Origin of the sequence: Pseudoalteromonas sp. P1-30, assembly GCF_001400005.1 — a bacterium.
GTDB classification, from domain to species: Bacteria; Pseudomonadota; Gammaproteobacteria; order Enterobacterales; family Alteromonadaceae; genus Pseudoalteromonas; species Pseudoalteromonas atlantica.
On record NZ_LKBC01000002.1, the window covers coordinates 1,023,621 to 1,044,159 of the forward strand.

The 20,539-nt window shown below is 40.5% G+C and carries 19 protein-coding genes; 13 read left to right on the forward strand and 6 right to left on the reverse strand.

What is annotated here, in order from left to right:
- Window positions 1-14: 14 nt before the first annotated feature.
- Complete coding sequence (locus tag AN395_RS08075) at window positions 15-656, forward strand: CPBP family intramembrane glutamic endopeptidase (RefSeq protein WP_024033448.1); 642 nt, start codon at window positions 15-17, stop codon at window positions 654-656.
- A gap of 70 nt (window positions 657-726) precedes the next feature.
- Here the strand turns inward: AN395_RS08075 and AN395_RS08080 are convergent, their stop codons facing one another.
- Window positions 727-2,151, reverse strand: coding sequence for a sodium-dependent transporter (locus AN395_RS08080; protein WP_054982639.1), 1,425 nt, complete (start codon window positions 2,149-2,151; stop codon window positions 727-729).
- Window positions 2,152-2,336: 185 nt separating this feature from the next.
- Between AN395_RS08080 and AN395_RS08085 the strand changes: the two genes are divergently transcribed.
- The 5 genes from AN395_RS08085 (at window position 2,337) to AN395_RS08105 (ending at window position 5,458) form a co-directional block, all read left to right on the forward strand.
- Complete coding sequence (locus tag AN395_RS08085) at window positions 2,337-2,639, forward strand: YciI family protein (protein ID WP_054982640.1); 303 nt, start codon at window positions 2,337-2,339, stop codon at window positions 2,637-2,639.
- A gap of 155 nt (window positions 2,640-2,794) precedes the next feature.
- The gene (locus AN395_RS08090; RefSeq protein WP_024033445.1) at window positions 2,795-3,058 is read left to right on the forward strand and encodes a PepSY domain-containing protein; all 264 of its coding nucleotides are present in this window, start codon (window positions 2,795-2,797) and stop codon (window positions 3,056-3,058) included.
- A gap of 3 nt (window positions 3,059-3,061) precedes the next feature.
- Window positions 3,062-3,736: a response regulator transcription factor gene (locus AN395_RS08095; RefSeq protein WP_004586804.1), complete on the forward strand. Its 675-nt coding sequence runs from the start codon at window positions 3,062-3,064 to the stop codon at window positions 3,734-3,736.
- Window positions 3,730-5,067, forward strand: a complete 1,338-nt coding sequence (locus tag AN395_RS08100) for an ATP-binding protein (protein WP_054982641.1) — start codon at window positions 3,730-3,732, stop codon at window positions 5,065-5,067. The genes AN395_RS08095 and AN395_RS08100 overlap by 7 nt, the downstream gene beginning before the upstream one ends.
- Window positions 5,054-5,458 carry a hypothetical protein gene (locus AN395_RS08105; protein WP_029772701.1) on the forward strand — a complete coding sequence of 135 codons (405 nt, stop codon included), beginning with the start codon at window positions 5,054-5,056 and terminating at the stop codon, window positions 5,456-5,458. Before AN395_RS08100 ends, AN395_RS08105 begins: the two co-directional genes overlap by 14 nt.
- 109 nt (window positions 5,459-5,567) lie before the next feature.
- Here AN395_RS08105 and AN395_RS08110 read toward each other — a convergent pair whose 3' ends face one another.
- Window positions 5,568-6,602 (reverse strand): AI-2E family transporter, encoded by a 1,035-nt coding sequence (locus tag AN395_RS08110; protein ID WP_024033443.1) that lies wholly within the window; start codon window positions 6,600-6,602, stop codon window positions 5,568-5,570.
- A 170-nt stretch (window positions 6,603-6,772) separates the two neighbouring features.
- Here AN395_RS08110 and AN395_RS08115 point away from each other — a divergent pair, with 170 nt between their 5' ends.
- Both AN395_RS08115 and AN395_RS08120 read left to right on the forward strand, forming a co-directional pair.
- Window positions 6,773-7,666 carry a TIGR01777 family oxidoreductase gene (locus AN395_RS08115; protein ID WP_054982642.1) on the forward strand — a complete coding sequence of 298 codons (894 nt, stop codon included), beginning with the start codon at window positions 6,773-6,775 and terminating at the stop codon, window positions 7,664-7,666.
- 130 nt (window positions 7,667-7,796) lie between these two features.
- The gene (locus tag AN395_RS08120; RefSeq protein ID WP_054982643.1) at window positions 7,797-8,972 is read left to right on the forward strand and encodes a GGDEF domain-containing protein; all 1,176 of its coding nucleotides are present in this window, start codon (window positions 7,797-7,799) and stop codon (window positions 8,970-8,972) included.
- A gap of 50 nt (window positions 8,973-9,022) precedes the next feature.
- Here the strand turns inward: AN395_RS08120 and AN395_RS08125 are convergent, their stop codons facing one another.
- Window positions 9,023-11,575, reverse strand: a complete 2,553-nt coding sequence (locus tag AN395_RS08125) for an exo 1,3/1,4-beta-D-glucan glucohydrolase (protein ID WP_054982644.1) — start codon at window positions 11,573-11,575, stop codon at window positions 9,023-9,025.
- Complete coding sequence (locus AN395_RS08130) at window positions 11,575-12,849, reverse strand: sugar MFS transporter (RefSeq protein ID WP_024033438.1); 1,275 nt, start codon at window positions 12,847-12,849, stop codon at window positions 11,575-11,577. Before AN395_RS08130 ends, AN395_RS08125 begins: the two co-directional genes overlap by 1 nt.
- Before the next feature lie 258 nt (window positions 12,850-13,107).
- Between AN395_RS08130 and AN395_RS08135 the strand changes: the two genes are divergently transcribed.
- From AN395_RS08135 to AN395_RS08145, 3 genes are all read left to right on the forward strand, one after another.
- Window positions 13,108-14,439: a GH1 family beta-glucosidase gene (locus AN395_RS08135; protein ID WP_054982645.1), complete on the forward strand. Its 1,332-nt coding sequence runs from the start codon at window positions 13,108-13,110 to the stop codon at window positions 14,437-14,439.
- A 60-nt stretch (window positions 14,440-14,499) separates the two neighbouring features.
- A complete protein-coding gene (locus AN395_RS08140; RefSeq protein WP_054982646.1) occupies window positions 14,500-15,828 on the forward strand; it encodes a glycoside-pentoside-hexuronide (GPH):cation symporter in 1,329 nt (442 codons plus the stop codon).
- Window positions 15,829-15,891: 63 nt separating this feature from the next.
- Window positions 15,892-16,896 carry a LacI family DNA-binding transcriptional regulator gene (locus AN395_RS08145; protein ID WP_054982647.1) on the forward strand — a complete coding sequence of 335 codons (1,005 nt, stop codon included), beginning with the start codon at window positions 15,892-15,894 and terminating at the stop codon, window positions 16,894-16,896.
- Between the two features lie 77 nt (window positions 16,897-16,973).
- Here AN395_RS08145 and AN395_RS08150 read toward each other — a convergent pair whose 3' ends face one another.
- Window positions 16,974-17,639 (reverse strand): DUF2987 domain-containing protein, encoded by a 666-nt coding sequence (locus AN395_RS08150; RefSeq protein ID WP_054982648.1) that lies wholly within the window; start codon window positions 17,637-17,639, stop codon window positions 16,974-16,976.
- Complete coding sequence (locus AN395_RS08155) at window positions 17,632-18,441, reverse strand: glucosaminidase domain-containing protein (protein ID WP_054982649.1); 810 nt, start codon at window positions 18,439-18,441, stop codon at window positions 17,632-17,634. Before AN395_RS08155 ends, AN395_RS08150 begins: the two co-directional genes overlap by 8 nt.
- A 265-nt stretch (window positions 18,442-18,706) precedes the next feature.
- Here AN395_RS08155 and AN395_RS08160 point away from each other — a divergent pair, with 265 nt between their 5' ends.
- Complete coding sequence (locus tag AN395_RS08160; protein WP_054982650.1) at window positions 18,707-19,999, forward strand: anti-phage deoxyguanosine triphosphatase; 1,293 nt, start codon at window positions 18,707-18,709, stop codon at window positions 19,997-19,999.
- A 216-nt stretch (window positions 20,000-20,215) separates the two neighbouring features.
- Window positions 20,216-20,527, forward strand: coding sequence for an Mpo1-like protein (locus AN395_RS08165; protein WP_024033431.1), 312 nt, complete (start codon window positions 20,216-20,218; stop codon window positions 20,525-20,527).
- Window positions 20,528-20,539 lie beyond the last annotated feature (12 nt).

Below are 20,539 nucleotides of genomic sequence, written 5' to 3' on the forward strand. Positions count from 1 at the left end.
AATCAGAGACGACCTTGAACGCCAATCAATACCGCTGGTTTGAATTTACCCTAATATTTGTTTTATTGCCTTTAATAGGCTTTACCCTTCGTAGTTACCTAGCTAACTGGCTAATACCCGCACTGATTGTTTTAATGAGTGTGTGCTGCATGTTATTACTGAACGACCCTCACTTTAAGCGATTTAGACTCACAAGCCTGGGGCAGTTTTCTGCGGTAAAGCGACGTTTATTTAGTTTCTTTTTTTTAGGAGCGCTTTTTTCAGGGGTGTTTTACGGCATTATTCACCAAGAAAACTGGTTTAGCATGCCGCTGCACTCATTTTATAACTGGTTACTTTTGCTGCTTCTATACCCGCTGCTGTCGGTATTACCACAAGAGCTAATTTTCAGGACCTACTTTTTTCATCGCTATAAACGCATTATGCCAAAAAAAAGAGTGCGTATAGTGGTAAGCGCAACGGTGTTTGCCCTTGCCCATATTGTGTATGCCAATTGGGTGGCTGTAGGCTTAGCATTTTTAGGCGGGCTATTATTTTCGTTTACCTACGCGCAAAGCCGCTCAACCATAGTGTGTGTAATTGAGCATAGCTTATGGGGATTGTGGATGTTTACACTGGGGATTGGCAGTTCATTAGACTCAGGAGCTATAAGCTAACAAGCTAAGCCGCTATTCTAAACACAAAAAAGCCGCGTTAATACGCGGCTTTTGGCAACTTTTTTATAGCCTAAAATCCAAATAACTTAAAGGCAAAAAACTTAGTCGCTACTGTGTTTATAAATATGGCTAATAAAATAACCGGAATAAACGTAGAAAGCGAAAAGTTAACGTATTTCTCCATAAAGCTACCGGCGTAATTTGGTGAGCCTTGGCTTAGCTCATCTGTTAGGCGCGCTTTTTTCCAGCGATACATAACAAATAAACACACCATTAAACCATTCAGTGGCAATATAGTGTCGTAAAATACATCATAAACAATATCAAAAAAGCTTTTATTACCGCTGCCGTAACTAGTAAACGACGTTAAGCTATCAACCATACCAAACGACATAGTACATAATATAGTTAATACACCGGTGGCTAGCGTTAAAATACCTAAGGCTTTTTTACGGCTGATCCCTTTGCGGTCGCTAAGGGTCGCTGTAGGAACTTCTACAATTGATACAAGCGAAGTAATCGCTGCAAAAAACACTAATAAAAAGAACGAAAACGCCACTGCAGACGCGCCAAAGTAACCAATGTCATTTTGTAGAGCTAATAAAATTTTAGGTAAGTATACAAATATCATCGATACAGACGAGTCAGAAAGTGCGGCTGGGTCGGTATTAGGATCAAAACTAAATATAGCCGGTAACACCATTAAACCGGCAACAAATGCCACTAATGAGTCGGTAATAGCCACCATTTTAGCACTGCCAACAATGTCATCTTTTTTAGATATGTAAGAGGCGTAGGTCATTAAAATACCCATACCTAGCGATAGTGAGAAAAACGCTTGGCTTAGTGCACCATTAAGCACGCTGGCACTCATTTTAGAAAAATCAGGAATAACATAATATTTAACACCAGCCATGGCGTTATCAAGCGTTAATACATACGCTACAAGGGCAAGCAACATAACAAATAAAGCCGGCATTAAAAACTTAGCGGCTTTTTCTATGCCTTGTTTAACCCCACCCAATAAAATAAGGTTAACAATAATAACGACCACAGCCATGTAGCCAAAAACAGTGTAGCTATTTATAAAGCTGCCAAAATGGCTCGGATCTGCCAATGCATCTAAATTACCCATCGCGGTTTGGCTTAAGTAACCAAAAATCCACACGGTAATAACCATGTAAAATACGGCAATCATAAACGGCGTTAATACAGCCAAAAAGCCTGCAAACTTCCATTTTTTGTCGTTATTTGCCAGAGCTTTGTACGAACCAAGTGGATCTTTTTGCGCGTTACGACCCATGGCCATTTCAGCCATCATTACCGGTAAACAAATAAAAGCAACAAACAAAGCGTATACAAGTAAAAATGCACCACCACCATTTTTAGTTGCCGACACAGGAAAACCTACTAAGTTGCCAATACCCACTGCCGAACCTGCTGCAGCCAGTATAAAGCCAAGACGGGAGCTAAAATGCTCTCTATTATTGCTCATGTATTAACCTTGTTATTTTTAAGTTATTCAAGCGACTCTACCAGTGTTGTGCCGCGCTTTTCAAGCAATTACACACTAAAAATAATTAATAACTGTAAACCTAGCTTTAACGGTAATTTGTTCACCAACTATCAACGTTGTGCTAGTATTTGCGTTATTAAACTTAACATTTTTTGAGAATTACTATGTTGTACATGATTTATTCAACCGACGTTGAAAACAGCTTACCGCTTAGAAAAGAAGTCCGTCCCGCCCACTTAGCACGTTTAAGCGAACTCGACTCTCAAAACCGTTTATTTGTTGCCGGCCCACTGCCTGCAATCGACAGTGAAGACCCGCAAGATGCTGGATTTACAGGTTCATTAGTCATTGCAGAATTTGATTCACTTGAAAAAGCACGTGAATGGGCAGCCTCTGATCCATACGTTGCAGCCGGCGTTTACGCAAACACCGTTGTAAAACCATATAAAAAAGTATTACCAGCGTAACGAACACCCTGAATTTAAAACGTTATTTAATTCAGGGTTGGTTCACTGCTAATTAATTAAGCTGGCGAACGTAAAAGCGCATATTGGACGTTTTTACTTGAGTTTTAGTAGCTTAGTTAATTAGAATAGCTGGGTTTGATCTAGGAGTTCCCGTCATGCGTGTATTATTAACCCTTGGTTTAATTGCCTGTATTAGCGTCAGTGGCGCCGTACACGCAAGTTCGACTGTTACCAAAGCAGTTAAAAAAACTGAGATCAGCAAAAAGAAAGCCGTAATACTTGCAAAAGAAGAAACTGACGGTAAAACCTTAAAAATTACAGAACAAGCAAAATTTTATACTGTACGTATACTCAAATCTGACGGCCACGTCGTTGATTTACATATAAATAAAAAAACCGGCGAAGTGAAAAAGGATTAGCAAATGCGAATTTTAGTTATAGAAGATGATTTACACTTAGCAGACAACCTACGTAATGCTTTAGAGAAAGAACGTTACAGTGTTGATTTATGTCACGATGGCGAAGCTGGCCTATTCCATATTACAGAGTACCCGCTAGATATGGCGGTGGTTGATTTAGGCTTACCAAAAATTGACGGTATTGAGCTAATCAATAAAGCACGTGCACAAGGCGTGACGATCCCTATTTTAATCTTAACGGCGCGCGACCGCTGGCAAGACAAAGTTGAAGGCCTAGATGCAGGCGCCGACGACTACTTAACCAAGCCGTTTCATGTTGAAGAATTAATTGCGCGTTGTAACGCACTTATTCGCCGCAGTGCGGGTAAAGCAAACCCAGAAATGACAGCGGGTCCAATTAAAATTCACACTCGCTCGCAACAAGTTTGGGTTAACGACAAAGAACTTAGCCTTACGGCTTATGAGTACAAAGTACTTGAGTATTTAATGGTTAACCCGCAAAAAGTAATTTCTAAATCAGAACTTACTGAGCACATTTACGACCAAGATTTCGATCTTGATTCTAACGTTATCGAAGTATTTGTACTTCGTCTGCGTAAAAAATTAGACCCTGAAGGCACATTAAACCCAGTAGAAACACTACGTGGGCGTGGTTACAGGCTTAAAAGTCAGTGGTAGCATCGCAAATATCGCTTAAAATAAGGCAAGGATTTATCCTTGTCTTTGTTTTATTGGTGGCACTGCCTATTTTGTTTTACTCGATTGGTAAAGCGTATTACGCCTCATTAGTCGAAACCACCGAAAAAAATCTAGAAGCCCACTTATACTCCCTTATTTCTGAAGTCGACTTTACTGAGCGCGGCATTATTATGCCCAGCACAATTTTAACGCCTGAGCTTAATAACTTAAATTCAGATACCTACGCCATGATTTACCGCGATGATGTACCTGTTTGGCACTCAGAGTCGGCTGTAAACGTAAACTTTAAACCCGAGTACATAGAGCCTAAAGCAGGTGCGGCCGACTTTAGACGTGTGGTTTACAACAATGCAGTTTACTGGCAATTAAGCCTAACGGTCATTTTAAATAATATTGACCAATCTGAGCAGGCACGTTTTATATTACTCAAACGAAACGATGCATTGCTAAGGTTAATGGATGGCTTTAAACAAACCCTAGTCGATTGGATGTTTATAATGGGTATTGCGATTGCCGGTTTAATGGCAATTGGATTTATTTGGAGCGGCCGGCCGTTACAACGTCTTGATAAAGAAATAAAAGCCATTGAGTCGGGCGATATTCAAGAAATTAAAGGCTTATACCCTGTAGAGCTGCAAACAATTAAATCAGACCTAAACTTATTACTAGAGTCGCAGCAACGTCAAAAAGAGCGCTACAGAGCCTCTTTAAGTGACCTAGCACATGCATTAAAAACGCCCCTTGCGGTATTAAAATCAAGCCCGCTTGCTAATGATGCCGATGCCCAAGAGCAACTTGATAGAATAAATGTGATGATCGAGCATCAGTTAAAGCGTGCAGCTACTGGCGCCTCAGATACATGGAAAAAACAAACCCCAGTTAAACCTGTGGTTGATTCTATTTTAAGTGCAATGGCCAAGGTATACCGCGATAAAGACATTATATTTAATTGCAGTGTGACCGATAAAGATTACTTTTTAGGTGACCAAACAGATTTAATGGAATTACTGGGTAATTTAATTGATAACGCCTGTAAAGCGTGTCGCTCGCAAGTAGAAATACAAGTTATTCAAAGTAAAACACTGTGCATTGGCATTAGTGACGATGGACCCGGTGTACCCGAGGATAAACGCGAGTCTTTATTAACCCGTGGTACCCGCCTTGATACTTACGAAAGCGGCCACGGTGTTGGTATGGCGATAGTCTCGGACTTGGTTAAATCTTATAACGGTCACTTAACGATTAATAAGTCGGACACCTTGGGCGGCGCACAATTTATTTTAGAGTTTAATTACAATGATAAAAAATAGCCTTTTAATCACACTTGCGAGCCTATTAGCACTAAGCGCTAATGTCAGTGCGCAAGCACAGTGTACGCTTGAGCAAAACGCAACGCCAAGCCAAACTAAACGCTATACGCAGTGTTTAGACACTCAAATAAATCAGGCTAAGTACAATCAGGGTACTTGGGTTCAAAAACGTAAATATGAACTCACTAAATTAGAAGAGCAAAGCGGAAATACGCAAATACTCATGTTGTTTAAGCGCAGCGTCGACAACCACCAAAAGTATATTGAAGCAAGCTGCCAATGGCGCTACATATTAAAACTGCCAAATGCCAGCCAAGCCGCTATTGATTACAAATTATGTGAACTTGCACTTATTGAACAGTTTACTCAAGTGCTTAAAAAGCCACTTTAAACGGGGATTAACACCCATAAAAAAGCGATTAATACTGTGTATTAATCGCTTTTTTTGTATCAATTATTTAATCAAATACGCAATTTTAAGCTATTAAAACCAATTGATATTATTTATCGTCTATCGACTCTCCAGTACCAAGTAGCGTGGCAACCCAGCGCCCTTCATCACTTGCCTCTAGGGCTATTTTAACAATCATGGTAAGCGGTACCGATAGCAACATGCCTACAGTGCCTAATAACCAACCCCAAAATATTAACGACAAAAACACCACCAAGGTAGAAAGCCCAAGCCCTTTACCCATAAATTTAGGCTCTACAATGTTACCCATTACCGTATTAATAATTAAATACCCTGCACCTACAAGCCCGGCTGTTAATGGTCCTTGTGTGATCAGTGCTAACAATACGGCTGGTACTGCGGCAATAATAGAACCTATATTAGGAATATAATTAAACATAAAGGCCAACACGCCCCACAGCACAAAGTAGTCAACATCTAAAATCCATAAATAAAATGCTGCAATAATACCGGTGGCTAAACTCACTAATGTTTTAATTGCTAAATACGAATTAATAGAAACCAAAAAGCGGTCAATTTGCTCCATTTTTCTGTCTGGGTCGGCAAGTGCCATATGAATTTTTTTGCTTAATGCAGGCCCTTCAAAAAGCATAAACACCACAGTTAAAATTATTAAAAACATGTTTGCCATTACGCCACCTAAGCCGGTAAGCATATTCGTGGCTACATCTACCATTTTACCTGGGTCAAACATAGAGAGAATTTGATCTCTATCGATTAAGATATTGTATTGCGATGCAAGATCGACCAGCCACACAAACTCTTCTTGTAACTGGGCTTTATATTCAGGAAGTTGCTGAGAAAAGTCGTTAACTGATTGTCCTACAAGGCCGCCTAAGCTTACACCTAAGCCCACAATGATAAGCACCACAATAACCACAGAAACCCCTTTAGGGATCCGATAGCGACCAAAAAATGTGATCAGCGGGTTGCATACAATGGCAATAAACGCCGCCAAAATAAAGGGAATAATAATAACACTTGCGGCCTTAATACCGGCTAATACAACCACCAGGGCTGCAAATATTATTAAGCTTTTATTTACGCCAGTTAAACTTGCCAACGCGCCAATCCTTTTCTTATGAAATTCGCTTTAGTGTAAGGCAAAAACTAATTAAATGAAATATTTACAAAGTGATCGTTGTTTTTTAGTTAACGTAATAATTTGCATTAAGATAGTTTAAATAGTATACATTTTAAACAAATCGTACACTTAAAATTGGTAAGATTTTTATGCATATTTTTTTTACAGGCGCTACAGGCCTAATAGGTAAACACTTAACGCCTTTTTTGCTACATCATCATAAAGTAACCGTACTGAGCCGAAATAAAACCAAAGCCCATGTATTGCTTGGTCATAATATTGATGTAGTAAGCACGGTTGATGAGGTTAATTTTAACCATGTTGATACTGTGATTAATTTAGCCGGCGAACCTATCGTCAACAAACGCTGGACGCAGGCACAAAAACAAACAATTAAAAACAGCAGAATAAACCTTACCACGCAAATCAGCGATGCTATCTTAAATTGCAGCACGCCCCCTGCGACATTTATATCTGGTAGTGCCATTGGCTATTATGGCCGCCAAGGCGATACTCCTGTAGATGAAGACACCGACGATGTAAATGATGAATTTAGCCATCAGCTATGTAAAGAGTGGGAGCACGCGGCACTAAAAGCGCAAAGTGATAAAACACGGGTATGCTTATTACGCACGGGAATTGTACTTAGCAAAAACGGCGGCGCTTTAAGTAAAATGCTTCCTGCGTTTAAATTTTTTGCAGGTGGCCCTATTGGTGATGGGGAGCAAGGTATGTCGTGGATTCATATTGATGACATGATTCAACTGATTTTATTTATTATAAAACACACGTCGCTTTGCGGGCCAATTAACGCCACTGCACCCACCCCTGTTAGCAATAAAGTATTTAGCAAAAGTTTAGGTAAAGCATTGTCTCGCCCTGCGGGGCTAACCATGCCAAGCCCTGTATTAAAAGTGTTAATGGGTGAAATGTCTGATTTGCTCACTACTGGGCAATATGTAATACCCAAAAAAGCGTTAGCGCATAATTACCGTTTTCATTTTACGGATATAGATTCGGCTCTGAGAAGTTTAATAAAGTAGGTGTATTCAGCATAGATACACCTACTAAAGGTTATAAAAATACTACTTTAAGCTAGGTTACTGTAATTAATATAAGCTTTAGTATCTAGTCTCCATTAAAATAGTCGTTTTATAATAAAAGAACCTTTCTATGCTGCACTTACCAACCGTTATAAGCCTTTCTTTTATTTTAAACCTTATAATTGGGCTGTATTTTATCTCTATTTATCAATATAAAAAACAAACTAGTTTTTTATATTTTGGCCTAGCTTGTACCACCTTTACATTCGCCATACTATGCGCAAGCTTACGCGTGATCATTGCATGGCCGTTTATTACCCATTACTTTGCCAGTTTATTTATTATTGCTTGCCCACTTTTTTTAATTATGGGATTAAAAGCACTCAGCCCTTTAAATAAAAGCATATGCAGGCAAGTTAGCTATTTACTCATCGTGGCTGCGGTTTTTTTACTCGTAGTTTACAACACTGCAGCAGAGCAAGTATTGGTTAGTTTAACTGTGGCAGGGTTATTTTTGTATGCCTCGTATATTGTTTTAAGCACCCGCTTTATAGCAAAATTACAGCAACGTATGCTATTGCTTTGCCTATTACTGCATGCACTCGTTATGCTAATACAGGGAGCTTTATTACTGTTGCCATTTTTTACTGCGCTCAACTTTAATTTTGCCTCTGTTTTGCAATTTACTTTGGCTGTACACTTAATACTTGCCACTAGCGCCGCCCTATTGCTGCCTTTTTTAGTGTTTGCCAATACAGAGCATACGCTCAACTCCCTTGCTAATCGCGACCCATTAACCCAGCTATTAAATAAACGCGGTTTAAATGCAGTGGCCAATACGTTATTTAATAAAAATAATGCCGAGCATCCCCTTAGCATTATTATGGTCGATATAGACTTTTTTAAGCGCGTTAACGATGAATACGGACACGATGCAGGTGATGAGGCAATTAAATGGGTTTCGCAGCATATTGCAGCGCTTTTTTCTAACAGCGCAGTTACCGCACGTGTTGGCGGCGAAGAGTTTGCAATTTTACTTAGCCACTGCACTTTAAATGAGGCACAGTGCGCGGCAAACACCCTCAGAAAAAACATTAAAAACAAGCCTTTTAGCTATTACGGCAACACCATTTATTTAAGAATAAGCGCAGGAGTGGCATGCAGCGATACTCAAACAAGCTCTTTCAAATCGCTACTTAGTGCGGCAGATAAGCGCTTGTATATTGCTAAAACCACAGGACGCGACAAAGTTATATATGAATCTGCACAAAACCCTTTTATAAAGAACAAACCGGTTTGCACATAAAAAAAGCCCTTCAATTGAAGGGCTTTGACATACACACTAAAACAAAATGATTACTGACATTTAAGCCCAGCAGAGTCTGCCTTATTAGGCACAAACTGAATGTTTGCTACCGACACTGAGGTTTTACTGCTTGCATGTAAACTAAACGGGCTTGTAAGGCTTGCAAAGTCTACGCCTTGGTTAGCAAAACAACGTAAGTCTACCGACACCGACTGCCATTTATTTTTGATTGATTGATCAACCATTTTACTCAAGGCAATCGCACCACCACACTCACCTGAACAAGTCATAGCAAGGTTTACGTCATCGGTTAGTGGCTCATTGAGTTTAATATCAAAACTAATAACGCCATTAGCCTCTAAATACGTAATGGTATCTTCTGCAAAGCTTGTGACTATTTCAGCACTTGCCTTTTGCTCGCCACTAAAATTAAATTGGCGCGCGTCTTCTTGAACTGTTTTATCCTCAGTACGGTATTTAAGTGCACCCAGTTGATGAGTACTGCTTGATACATCTAATAGCTCATCTCCAGATTTAAGTAATAAACGCCACGGAGCAACCGGTGCGCCAACTAAAATATCCATACTAGTGAGTGCTGAGCTATCTAATTTAGAGTCTTCGTCTAAATTATCAGCCAATACATTTTTATCGCCATAAGTTAAACCAAAGCCGTACGGTAATAATGGGCTGTAATCGTCATCGCCTTTATTAACCGTTGCTTGTACTGCTGTTTTAGGCCATGAAAACGAAAGCTTGCCGCTAAAGTCATGTTGAATACTGCCATCTTTAGCTTTTAAAATAACATCGGCAATACCGCCGCCCTCTGCACCTGGCAGCCATGCTGCAACAAATGCATCTGAGGCATTTAATTCACTGTTAACCCACATAGGGCGACCCGAAATAAATACCGATACAACCGTAATACCCTGCTCTTTTAACGACTTTAATAACGCGAGCGATTTTTTATTACCACGCTCAAATTCAAGGTTATCTCTATCGCCATGGCCTTCTGCATAAGGCTCCTCACCAAATACCACAACAGCTACATCTGGGCGCTGCTCATATGAGCCATCCACACTTAAAATGGCACGACCACCCGCCTCAGTAATTTGTTTTTCAAGACCTGCGTAAATAGACGTGGCACCAGGAAAATCAGCATTTTTGTTATTTGTCCCTTGCCAAGTAATACTCCAGCCACCCGACTGTTTACCTATATTATCGGCTCCATCGCCGGCAATAAGTACAGTTTGGTTAGCTTCAAGAGGCAAAATATTGTTTTTGTTTTTAAGTAAAACAAGTGATTCGCGTACTGCCTGACGCGCAACTTCGCGGTGCTGCTGCGCACCAATTAGCTCAGTTTTACCCGAAAACTGACGCTTAGCCGGACTTGGTTTATCAAATAAACCGGCACGCAATTTAACGCGTAAAATTCTACTTACTGCATCATCAATGCGCGACATGCTGATTTCGCCAGCTTTGACTTGCGCTATGGTGTTTTCGTACAGCGGCTTCCAAGCGCCCGTTGGCACCATAAAAATATCAAGTCCCGCGTTAACAGCCTGTGCACAGCTTTCGTTTGTACAGCCTTCAATTTGGCCGTGGCCGTTCCAATCTCCTACAACAAAACCATCAAAGCCCATGCGGGTTTTAAGCACATCGGTTAACAGGTATTTATTGCCGTGGTTTTTAACCCCATGCCAGCTATTAAACGATGCCATAACCGACTGACTTCCCGCCGATAAGCCACCTACATAACCTTGGGCATGTATATCAAACAAATCTTGCTCACTGTCGATATTATTACCTTGGTCATCGCCATCGACTGTGCCGCCATCACCTAAAAAGTGCTTAACGGTACTAATAACACGTTTATCACTTAAAAAATCGCCATCGGCCTTGCCCTGTAAACCATTTACAATTGCGGCTGAATAATCACGTACTATTTGAGGATCTTCTGAATAACCTTCATAGGTTCTGCCCCAGCGGTCGTCACGCACAACTGCCACTGTAGGTGCAAATACCCAATCAATACCCGTTGCCATTACTTCAACCGCAGTGATAGCTGCTATTTGCTCAATCAATGCAGGGTTGTTTGCCGCACCTAAACCAATATTATGCGGAAATAAGGTCGCGCCAATTACATTATTGTGACCATGTACCGCATCAGTGCCCCACATTGTGGGTATTTTACTGCCATCGATAGAATCATCTACCGACGCCTGATAAAAATCTTCAGCCAGTTTTACCCAGTCCATTGGCGTTGCGTGTTTATCACCATTAGGAAACGCACCGCCTCCATTTAGATATGAGCCAAAGCCATATTTGCGCATGTCTTCAACGGTAATATCACGAATTTCTGGTTGAATCATTTGAGCTACTTTTTGCTCAAGTGTCATCGTTTTTAAATAATCTGCTATTTTGGCTTCAATTTTTGGGTCTTGTTTTACGGCAATATTAAGTTTTGGCCAAATTTTCTCTGTTTTAGACAACGCATTATTAGCTTCAGGAGTGGTGGTCGCGTCATTTGAACAAGCCGCTAAAATGCCTAGTGATGCAATTAATGAGGCACGTGCTATTTTATTAAGTGAAAAAAGGGTTTTCATTATAGAGTCTCCTGAGCTTGAACTGGTTTGCTTCCGCTTAAACCATAAAACGCGATAAATAAGTAACAAAAAATAGGTAAAACATACGAAAGTTGAACACCCACACTATCAGCAAGTGCACCTTGTAAAAGAGGCACTATTGCACCCCCTACAATCGCCAAGCACAAAATACCAGAGCCCTGCGCGGTATGCTTACCCAGGCCATTTAACGCTAAACTAAAAATAGTTGGGAACATAATAGAATTGAATAAACCAACCAGTAGTATTGACCACATTGCTAATTGACCCGACGTGCTCATGGCAATAACCACCAAAATAATAGCCATACTTGCGTTAAAGCCAAGTACTTTACCAGCGGGTAATTTTTGCATTACCGCTGCACCAATAAAACGCCCCACCATAGCTCCGCCAAAATAATATGTGATGTAGTGAGCGGCAACATGCTCTTTTAAACCGGCAATATTTTCTTGTGCTAAAAAGCTAACTAAAAAACTGCCAATCGCAACCTCTGCACCTACATACATAAATATACCCACAGCACCGAGTGTTAGGTGGCGGTATTGCCATGCACTACCTTCAATTGTCTCTGACTTTTCAGCGGCTTCTTTTTGCTCATTCATTATGTCTGGCAATTTAAGCCATGCAAAAATACCGGCTAGTAAAATAAGCATGCCTGCTAATAGTAAATAAGGAAGTTGTACCGACTCTGCATTTTGTGCCGGTGTTAAAAACGCTTCAGAGGCAGAGTCAAGAATCAAAAATGCACCAAATGTAGGGGCAACCGTCGTGCCTAGCGCATTAAATGCTTGCGTTAAGGTAAGGCGAGAAGACGCTGTTTTAGGGGCGCCCAATAAACTTACATAAGGGTTCGCAGAAACCTGCAATAAGGTAATACCGCTTGCCAGAACAAATAAAGCAAACAAAAATACCGGGTAATTATGTAGCGCCGCGGCTGGGTAAAAAAGTACACAACCACATGCCGCTATAAGTAACCCCACTACAATGCCTTTTTTATACCCTAATTTTTTAACTATATAGCCACTTGGCAGTGACATTAAAAAATAAGCGCCAAAAAAACAAAACTGAACCAGCATTGCCTGAACATAAGTTAGGTTAAACACCGCTTTTAAATGCGGGATTAAAATATCGTTTAAGCAGGTAATAAATCCCCACATAAAAAATAAAGTAGTTAAAGATGTTAATGCAAAACCATAGTTTTTATCTTGGTAGTTTTGCGACTGTGTGTGTGTCGTCAGTGGTGCTGAACTGGCCATGGGCTCTCCGCAATTTATTATTATAAATTAATGCAAAAGTCGTTATTAAAAATTGCCGTGTAACCCAGCAACATTAAAGAGTTGACCTTCGTATCAATTAACACTAATCTAAAAATGTAAGCGCTTTCACGTGTAATTAAATACGAACATGTAACATATTTCAACAAGTTTTATTTTTTTATAAACGCGCCCTTACGCTTCATCGCAGTAAATACAGTGGCTATTTATGCATTTAAGGTTTAAAAAGGTTTGTTACTAATGACAAAATTATCGTTACCATCTCATTCACCTCTATTAACAAAAAACTTTGTTTATGGTGTGGCTACGGCATCATTTCAAATTGAAGGCGGGTATGAGCATCGCCTACCCTGTATATGGGATACCTTTTGCGATACACCCAACAAAATAGCCGACAGCTCAAATGGGCATGTTGCCTGCGATCATTACAATCAGTGGCAAAACGATATTGAATTAATAGACTCGCTTGGCGTAGATGCGTATCGACTTTCTATCTCTTGGCCGCGAGTTATTACCTTATCGGGTGAGCTAAACCCTGAGGGCGTAAAGTTTTATACTAATATTCTTGATGAGCTTAATAAGCGCAACATTAAAGCGTTTGTAACGCTATATCACTGGGATTTACCTCAACATTTAGAAGATAAAGGCGGCTGGTTAAATCGCGACACAGCTTATGAATTTGCTCGGTATGTAAAGCTTATTAGCCAAGCATTTGGCGAGCGAGTATTTTCGTACGCGACCCTAAATGAGCCATTTTGCAGTGCCTTTTTAGGCTACGAAGTAGGCATACATGCCCCAGGTTTAGTGGGCAAAGAGTACGGTAAAAAAGCAGCGCACCATTTATTGCTTGCCCATGGTTTGGCAATGGATGTGTTAAAACACACCTCGCCTAATACTCAAAATGGTATTGTGCTTAATTTTACACCTTGCTACCCATTAACGCAGTCAGCAGAGGATATAAACGCAGCTCGTTACGCCGATGATTATTTAAATCAATGGTATATGAAACCAATAATGGATGGCCAATACCCAGAAATTATAAAACAGCTTCCTAGCAATCAGCAGCCTGAAATCCACCCAGGCGATATGGACATTATTTCACAATCTATTGATTACTTAGGCATTAATTTTTATACGCGCCAAGTATACAAAGCGCATCCTAGCGATATATACGAGCCACTTGCACCACAAAGGCCTTTAACCGACATGGGCTGGGAAATTTACCCGCAGTCGTTTACCGATTTACTTGTAACGCTTAACAACACCTACACCTTACCGCCTATTTATATTACCGAGAACGGCGCGGCTATGCCCGACACCATTAAAAATGGCGAGGTAAATGATGTAGATCGCGTAAACTATTATCATAGCCACTTAAATGCCGTGCACGATGCCACAGCGCAAGGGGTTAATATTATTGGTTACTTTGCGTGGAGCTTAATGGATAATTTTGAATGGGCCGAGGGCTACTTAAAACGCTTTGGTATTGTTTACGTTGATTATAAAACTCAGCAACGTACTATAAAAGCCAGTGGCCAAGCTTATAAAAGCTTGATACAAAGCCGTAAATAGCCAATAAAAGCTATTCAATTAATCGCATAAATAAAAATCAAAAAGCGAGAACCTAACATCATGATAAGTGTAAAAGAAAAAATAGCCTATGGCCTTGGCGATACGGCAAGTAATATTATTTTTCAAACAGTTATGATGTTTTTAATGCTTTACTACACAGATGTAGTAGGGCTTTCTCCAGCGGTGGTAGGCACCATGTTTTTAGTGGTTAGATTGTTTGATGCCATCACCGACCCAGTGATGGGCAACTTAGCCGATAAAACCCAGTCGCGCTTTGGCCATTTTAGGCCCTATTTATTGTGGCTTGCCCTGCCCTTTGCGCTTATTAGTATTTTAGCTTTTACCACGCCAGAGCTTGAAGGCACTGATAAAATTATTTACGCCTTTACTACCTACACCTTGCTTATGGTGGCGTATACCGCCATAAATATTCCTTATTGCGCATTAGGTGGCGTGCTCACTAACGATGTAAAAGAGCGTGTTAGCGTGCAATCGTATCGTTTTGTGTTTGGTATGTTAGGCGGCGTTATTGTTGCGGGCTGTACAATGCCAATGGTTGAATACTTTGGCCAAGGCGATAATGCAAAAGGGTACCAATACACCATGACGGCAATGAGCTTGCTTGGCTTAGTGTTATTTTTACTGTGTTTTTTTGGTACCAAAGAGCGTGTAGAGCAACCGCCTGAGCAAAACCTGTCGTTGTTTAAAAGCTTAAAAACCTTGATTAAAAACGATCAATGGCGAGTCCTATGCGCGGCCGCGCTATTTTTACTCACTGGCCAAGTATTACGTTTAACCTTAGGTGTTTATTACGTTAAATACTATTTAGGGCAAGAAGATTTAATTACCTCCTTTATGACCCTAGGAGTGGTTGCCAGTATGGTTGGGTGTGCGTGTGCTCAGCCGTTGGCTAAGCGATTTTGTAAAATAAAAGCCTATATTAGTTTGCAGTTAATCGCTGCGGGCATATGTATTGCGAGCTATTTTATCTCCCCTGATAACATTACCTTGGCATTTGCTGCCTTTATTTTGTGGAAGTTTTTTTTAGATATGGCCACCCCGCTACTGTGGGCAAAAATGGCCGACACCATAGACTACGGGCACCACAAAACTGGGGTAAGAATTACTGGCCTTGTGTATTCGGGCGTTATATTTTTTATAAAAATGGGTGTGGCGTTAGGCGGTGCAATTGCAGGCTGGCTGCTGTCTTTTTATAATTACCAAGCGCAAACAATGCAGAGCCTTGATACGCAACAGGGTATTTTATTATCGTTTACTATTATACCGGCGTTTGGCTCTTTGTTTGTTGCTTTTATTATGCGTAAATACACGCTCAATAACGCACAGTTAGCCTCTATACAGGCATCGCTAAAAACTAGTGCTAGTTAACATTTGGTGGGTACGGTATTATTTGCCCGCCAAAATAAAGGATATAAGTGAGTTAACAATAACATGGCCACAATTTATGAAGTGTCGGAGCTTGCTGGCGTATCGTTAGCTACAGTGTCACGGGTAATGAATAAAAACACCCGCGTAAGTGAAAAAACCACTAAAAAAGTACTCGATGCAATGCAGCAGCTGGGCTATAAGCCCAACTCTATTGCGCAATCGCTTGCCTCAAACAGAACCAACAGCGTGGGTATTTTGGTCTCAGAGCTTCATGGTCCTTTCTTTGCTCAAATGATGGCGGGCATCGAGTCAGCCCTGCGCGCCGCGGGTAAGCACGTTATTATTACCACCGGTCACAGTGAAGACGATAAAGAAAAAGACGGCATTGAATTTTTAATTAGCCGCAAATGCGATGCGCTAATTTTACATGTAGAGTCAGTCAGTGATGACTACCTAATTGAGCTAAGTAAAGGTAAAACCCCTATTTACCTTATTAACCGATACGTACATTCACTTGAAAGTAACTGCATTAGCCTAGATAACGAACTCGGCGGCTACTTAGCCAGTAAATATATTGTTGAACAAGGCCACACAAATATAGCTTATATTGCGGGGCCGCAAGTTAAAGCCGATGCCAGAAACCGTTTAAAAGGACATAAAAAAGCGCTGCACGAAAAAAACATCCCCTTTAATGAGGCGCTGTTTTACGAAGGTGATTTTAACGAAATTGGTGGCAGCAAAGGCCTTGAAAAACTACTCAACACGCGTATTCCGTTTAGTGCTTTAGTGTGTGCCAACGATGAAATGGCATCAGGTGCTATGAAATACGCCCGTGAGCATGGCTTTAATTTACCAAACGATTTGTCGGTGATTGGCTTTGATAACGTTATATTTGCCAATTATCTTTACCCTACACTTACCACCATAGATAACCCAGTAGAAGAAATGGGTGAAATGGCTGCAAAAATGGTGCTACAAGATGTGTATCAGTATAAAAACTTACACATAAACCGCGTGTTTGAACCCACCCTTATAAAACGTGATTCAACACAAGCACTGCCAAAATAACGCATAAAAAAACGCATAAAAAAACGCATAAAAAAACGGCGCTATATTAAGCGCCGTTTTTATTAACCCCCAGTAACTTATTTTGCTATCCAGGGGGTTACTTTAATTACGTTTTCTATATCACCGAGCAGATTTACGTCATCTTCCCAGTTATCCTGTACAGCAAAGTAGCAGATTGATTTTTCGCACTGTATATGTGGGTTATTAAAGGTCACAGGCTCTTTAAATGTCACAGCAACGCCTTTTTGCTCAGGCAATAAAAACCACATGAGTTTACTAACAAAAAAGCCCGATAAATCTGTTAAAAGTTCATCTAACTCGTTATTAATTGTGTACAACGAATCTTTAGTTAAGCTAAGCCCTTCGAACTCGCTGGCCTCAATTTGCAGTTTTAACTGACAATCGTGCTCAGGGTTTTGTGGCTCCACAACAATAACGGCTTTATCCGTATCGAGCTGCTTATCAAACGGTAAAAGTAACTGTGCTTTATCGGTAAAATTAAGCGGGTATTCGTTATTTTCAGTTAAAATTGTGCCGCTTTTAATAGCACATGCCTCGTTTGTGGCAATATCGCTAATGTAAAAGTTAACTCGTGCATACTGAAAGTCGCCCTTGTTAACCACTTTTAATCTGTCGTAAAAGCCATCGTACGACATAACAAACTCTTTGGCATTGACGGTACTTGCCGCCAAACTTAATAAAATGAGTATGGCGTTAATATTTATGAGTCGTTTTTTATTCATCAAAGTAAGCTCTGTTTTGGTTAATCATGGTGTTTAGCTCTTCTATGTAGGCCTCGCCGCGCTCTGAGTACGACATTAAACCATGCGTTAGTGCCGTTGCCGCAATGGGCTTTTGCTGTTGTCGTAAATCTTCGCGTATCAGGCGTAAATCTTTGTAGGCATTATGCGTGTTTATATTTCTAAAATACGAGCTTACTGCCGCGCGTACCGACTTAAATGCAGCAACTTCGTGCGCCGCTCCACTATTGCGGCGTCTTGGCACCATACCGCACCCTTTTGAATAACACCATTGGCCAAAAAAGTTAAGCCCTATGCGTGCAAAGCGCGATGTACCCCACGCCGACTCATTCGCCGCTTGCATTAGCGCAAGCTCTTTAGGAATAATATCAACACGGCGCAGCGCTTGGCTTAAAATTAGAGTGTTTACTGTTTCAGGTAAGCCATAGGCTTTTAAAATATTAACGATGTCGCGCTGTTGTTTTTTCTCGAGCGGTTCGTTGTATTCAAGCATCATACGCGCAATTTCTAACTTAGCGCGTTGCTGTAATATTTTTTTATTTTCAGCCTCAACATGTGGGCGAATAAAATCAAAAAATGCCTGTTTTTTCTCTTTTACATCAGCAAATTCAGAAAATTTAGGTAAGATAACATTGTGCAGGGGTTTTTCTTTTTTCTTTACTGTTTTAGGTTGTTCACCTGTGGTTTGTTCTTCAACCTCTTGCTCATTACTTTGCATAAACGGATATGCAAGCGCCCATAAAAAAAATACGCTTAGTAACAGCTTTAAAATGGTTTTTAGCATGTAGTCTCTCTTTCAAACAACAATTATGCATGGGTAATACACACACATACGAAACCCCATTATACCTAAGCCACTATATAAACGCGAATAACACCCTGTGTGTAACCCTTTAAGGGCCACGCTTTGCTAAAAAATGCTAAAGTGGCTGCTTGCGATAAATATATTATCCACCAGCTAAGGTTATGTACTTGTTCATTCGCAATTTATTAGGGCATGGGTATACTGAGCTTATACCGTGTATAACAACGTTTTGTGAGTAAGCAGTATGGATAAGCAATGGCAAAGCCGAATAATAGAACAGTATAAAAATCGCCCTAATGATAATCGCTCCCCCTGGCAGGTAGACCGCTCTCGTATAATTCATGCTGCAGCTTTTAGGCGCTTACAAGCAAAAACCCAAATTATGGGGATAGGCTTAAACGACTTTTATCGCACACGCTTAACGCATTCTTTGGAGGTATCGCAAATTGGTACCGGCATATTGCGGCATTTAAAAGCACAGCACAGCGATTTTGAACACTTCCCCTCTACCAGTTTATTAGAAACCTTATGTTTAGCCCACGATATAGGCCATCCCCCGTTTGGCCATGGCGGCGAAATTGCCTTAAATTATATGATGCGTGAGCACGGTGGATTTGAAGGCAACGCACAAACATTGCGTATAGTCGCTAAACTTGAGCCATACTCTAACGGCCACGGCATGAACCTAACGCGCCGCACTTTGCTTGGCTTTATTAAATACCCCGCATTTATAGACGATTTATGGCACACCATTCCGACGGTAAATAACGCACGCTCATTTATAAAAGCAGATGATTGGCGCCCCGCTAAAGGCTTATACAAAGACGATGCACAAATATTTAAATGGATCATTGCCCCTTTAAGCGACAACGACAAAGCGCTATTAACTAGCCATACACCAATAGATCAGTACCGTGCAAAAACCCGTTATAAATCGTTAGATAGCGCCATAATGGAACATGCCGATGACATAGCATATGCAGTGCACGACCTAGAAGATGCCATAGCCACTAAAGTACTCACATTAGATGATTGGCAAACACACGCATTACCCCACTTAAACGCGCTTAATTACGATTGGTTAAACACTAAATTAGACTCGCTTACCCAACGCTTATTTTCAAAAAACGATTTTGAGCGTAAAGATGCCATAGGCGAGCTGGTAAATATGTTTATTATTCATATTCATTTAGATGTTCAGCATGGTGATTTTGAGTGCCCTATTTTAAAGTACACTGCAAAGCTAGACCCACAGTACGAGCGCGTTTTACAAATACTTAAGCATTTTGTATTTAATCGCTTAATACGCGACCCCGAAATGCAGCAAATAGAGTTTAAAGGTCAAAACTTACTGATTGAATTATTTACCGCTTTTGCCAGTGACCCTCTGCGTTTATTACCCGAAACAACGCAAGCACTTTATCTAGACGCTGAAAAACAAAACCAAGGCATGCGCATAATATGCGACTACCTAAGCGGCATGAGCGATGAGTACGCCTATAAAACCTATCAGCGTTTATTCTCACCAGTACAATAAAAGCCACGAGCACATCTTGCTAAGCGTTTGGTTAAAGGAAGAGCCTGTGTAAGGGGTTATTGCAAATAAATAGGCGTGCGCAGGAGGCGTTATCGAGCCCACTAGGTTACAAACCTTGCGCCGCAGTTAAATAACCTCTTGTTTGCAAAAATTTTTCCTGCAAAATTTAGCAGGCCCTTGTATATTTAATAAACTATAAAAATAAGAGCATTGACTATGAACACACCACACACTTTTAACTCCTTTAAAGCGTTTTACCCGTATTACTTAAAAGAGCACCGCAATGTAACCTGCAGAAGGCTTCACTTTATTGGCAGCACGCTAGTACTTGCAGTCATCTTTATTGCATTGATCAAGCAGCAATATAGCTTGCTGTGGTTATTACCGGTTATTGGCTACGGATTTGCTTGGATTGGGCATTTCTTTTTTGAAAAAAACCGCCCCGCTACATTTAAGCACCCCCTTTATAGCTTATGGGGAGATTGGGTCATGTTTAAAGATATACTTATCGGTAAAATAAAATTTTAATTTTTATATTAT

Coding starts and splice junctions, on each gene's coding strand:
- AN395_RS08145 (WP_054982647.1), top strand. CDS start 15,892: ATGGCCACAATTTATGAAGTGTCGGAGCTTGCTGGCGTATCGTTAGCT.
- AN395_RS08105 (WP_029772701.1), top strand. CDS start 5,054: ATGATAAAAAATAGCCTTTTAATCACACTTGCGAGCCTATTAGCACTA.
- AN395_RS08120 (WP_054982643.1), top strand. CDS start 7,797: ATGCTGCACTTACCAACCGTTATAAGCCTTTCTTTTATTTTAAACCTT.
- AN395_RS08155 (WP_054982649.1), bottom strand. CDS start 18,441: ATGCTAAAAACCATTTTAAAGCTGTTACTAAGCGTATTTTTTTTATGG.
- AN395_RS08150 (WP_054982648.1), bottom strand. CDS start 17,639: ATGAATAAAAAACGACTCATAAATATTAACGCCATACTCATTTTATTA.
- AN395_RS08165 (WP_024033431.1), top strand. CDS start 20,216: ATGAACACACCACACACTTTTAACTCCTTTAAAGCGTTTTACCCGTAT.
- AN395_RS08085 (WP_054982640.1), top strand. CDS start 2,337: ATGTTGTACATGATTTATTCAACCGACGTTGAAAACAGCTTACCGCTT.
- AN395_RS08090 (WP_024033445.1), top strand. CDS start 2,795: ATGCGTGTATTATTAACCCTTGGTTTAATTGCCTGTATTAGCGTCAGT.
- AN395_RS08160 (WP_054982650.1), top strand. CDS start 18,707: ATGGATAAGCAATGGCAAAGCCGAATAATAGAACAGTATAAAAATCGC.
- AN395_RS08125 (WP_054982644.1), bottom strand. CDS start 11,575: ATGAAAACCCTTTTTTCACTTAATAAAATAGCACGTGCCTCATTAATT.
- AN395_RS08130 (WP_024033438.1), bottom strand. CDS start 12,849: ATGGCCAGTTCAGCACCACTGACGACACACACACAGTCGCAAAACTAC.
- AN395_RS08140 (WP_054982646.1), top strand. CDS start 14,500: ATGATAAGTGTAAAAGAAAAAATAGCCTATGGCCTTGGCGATACGGCA.
- AN395_RS08115 (WP_054982642.1), top strand. CDS start 6,773: ATGCATATTTTTTTTACAGGCGCTACAGGCCTAATAGGTAAACACTTA.
- AN395_RS08095 (WP_004586804.1), top strand. CDS start 3,062: ATGCGAATTTTAGTTATAGAAGATGATTTACACTTAGCAGACAACCTA.
- AN395_RS08080 (WP_054982639.1), bottom strand. CDS start 2,151: ATGAGCAATAATAGAGAGCATTTTAGCTCCCGTCTTGGCTTTATACTG.
- AN395_RS08135 (WP_054982645.1), top strand. CDS start 13,108: ATGACAAAATTATCGTTACCATCTCATTCACCTCTATTAACAAAAAAC.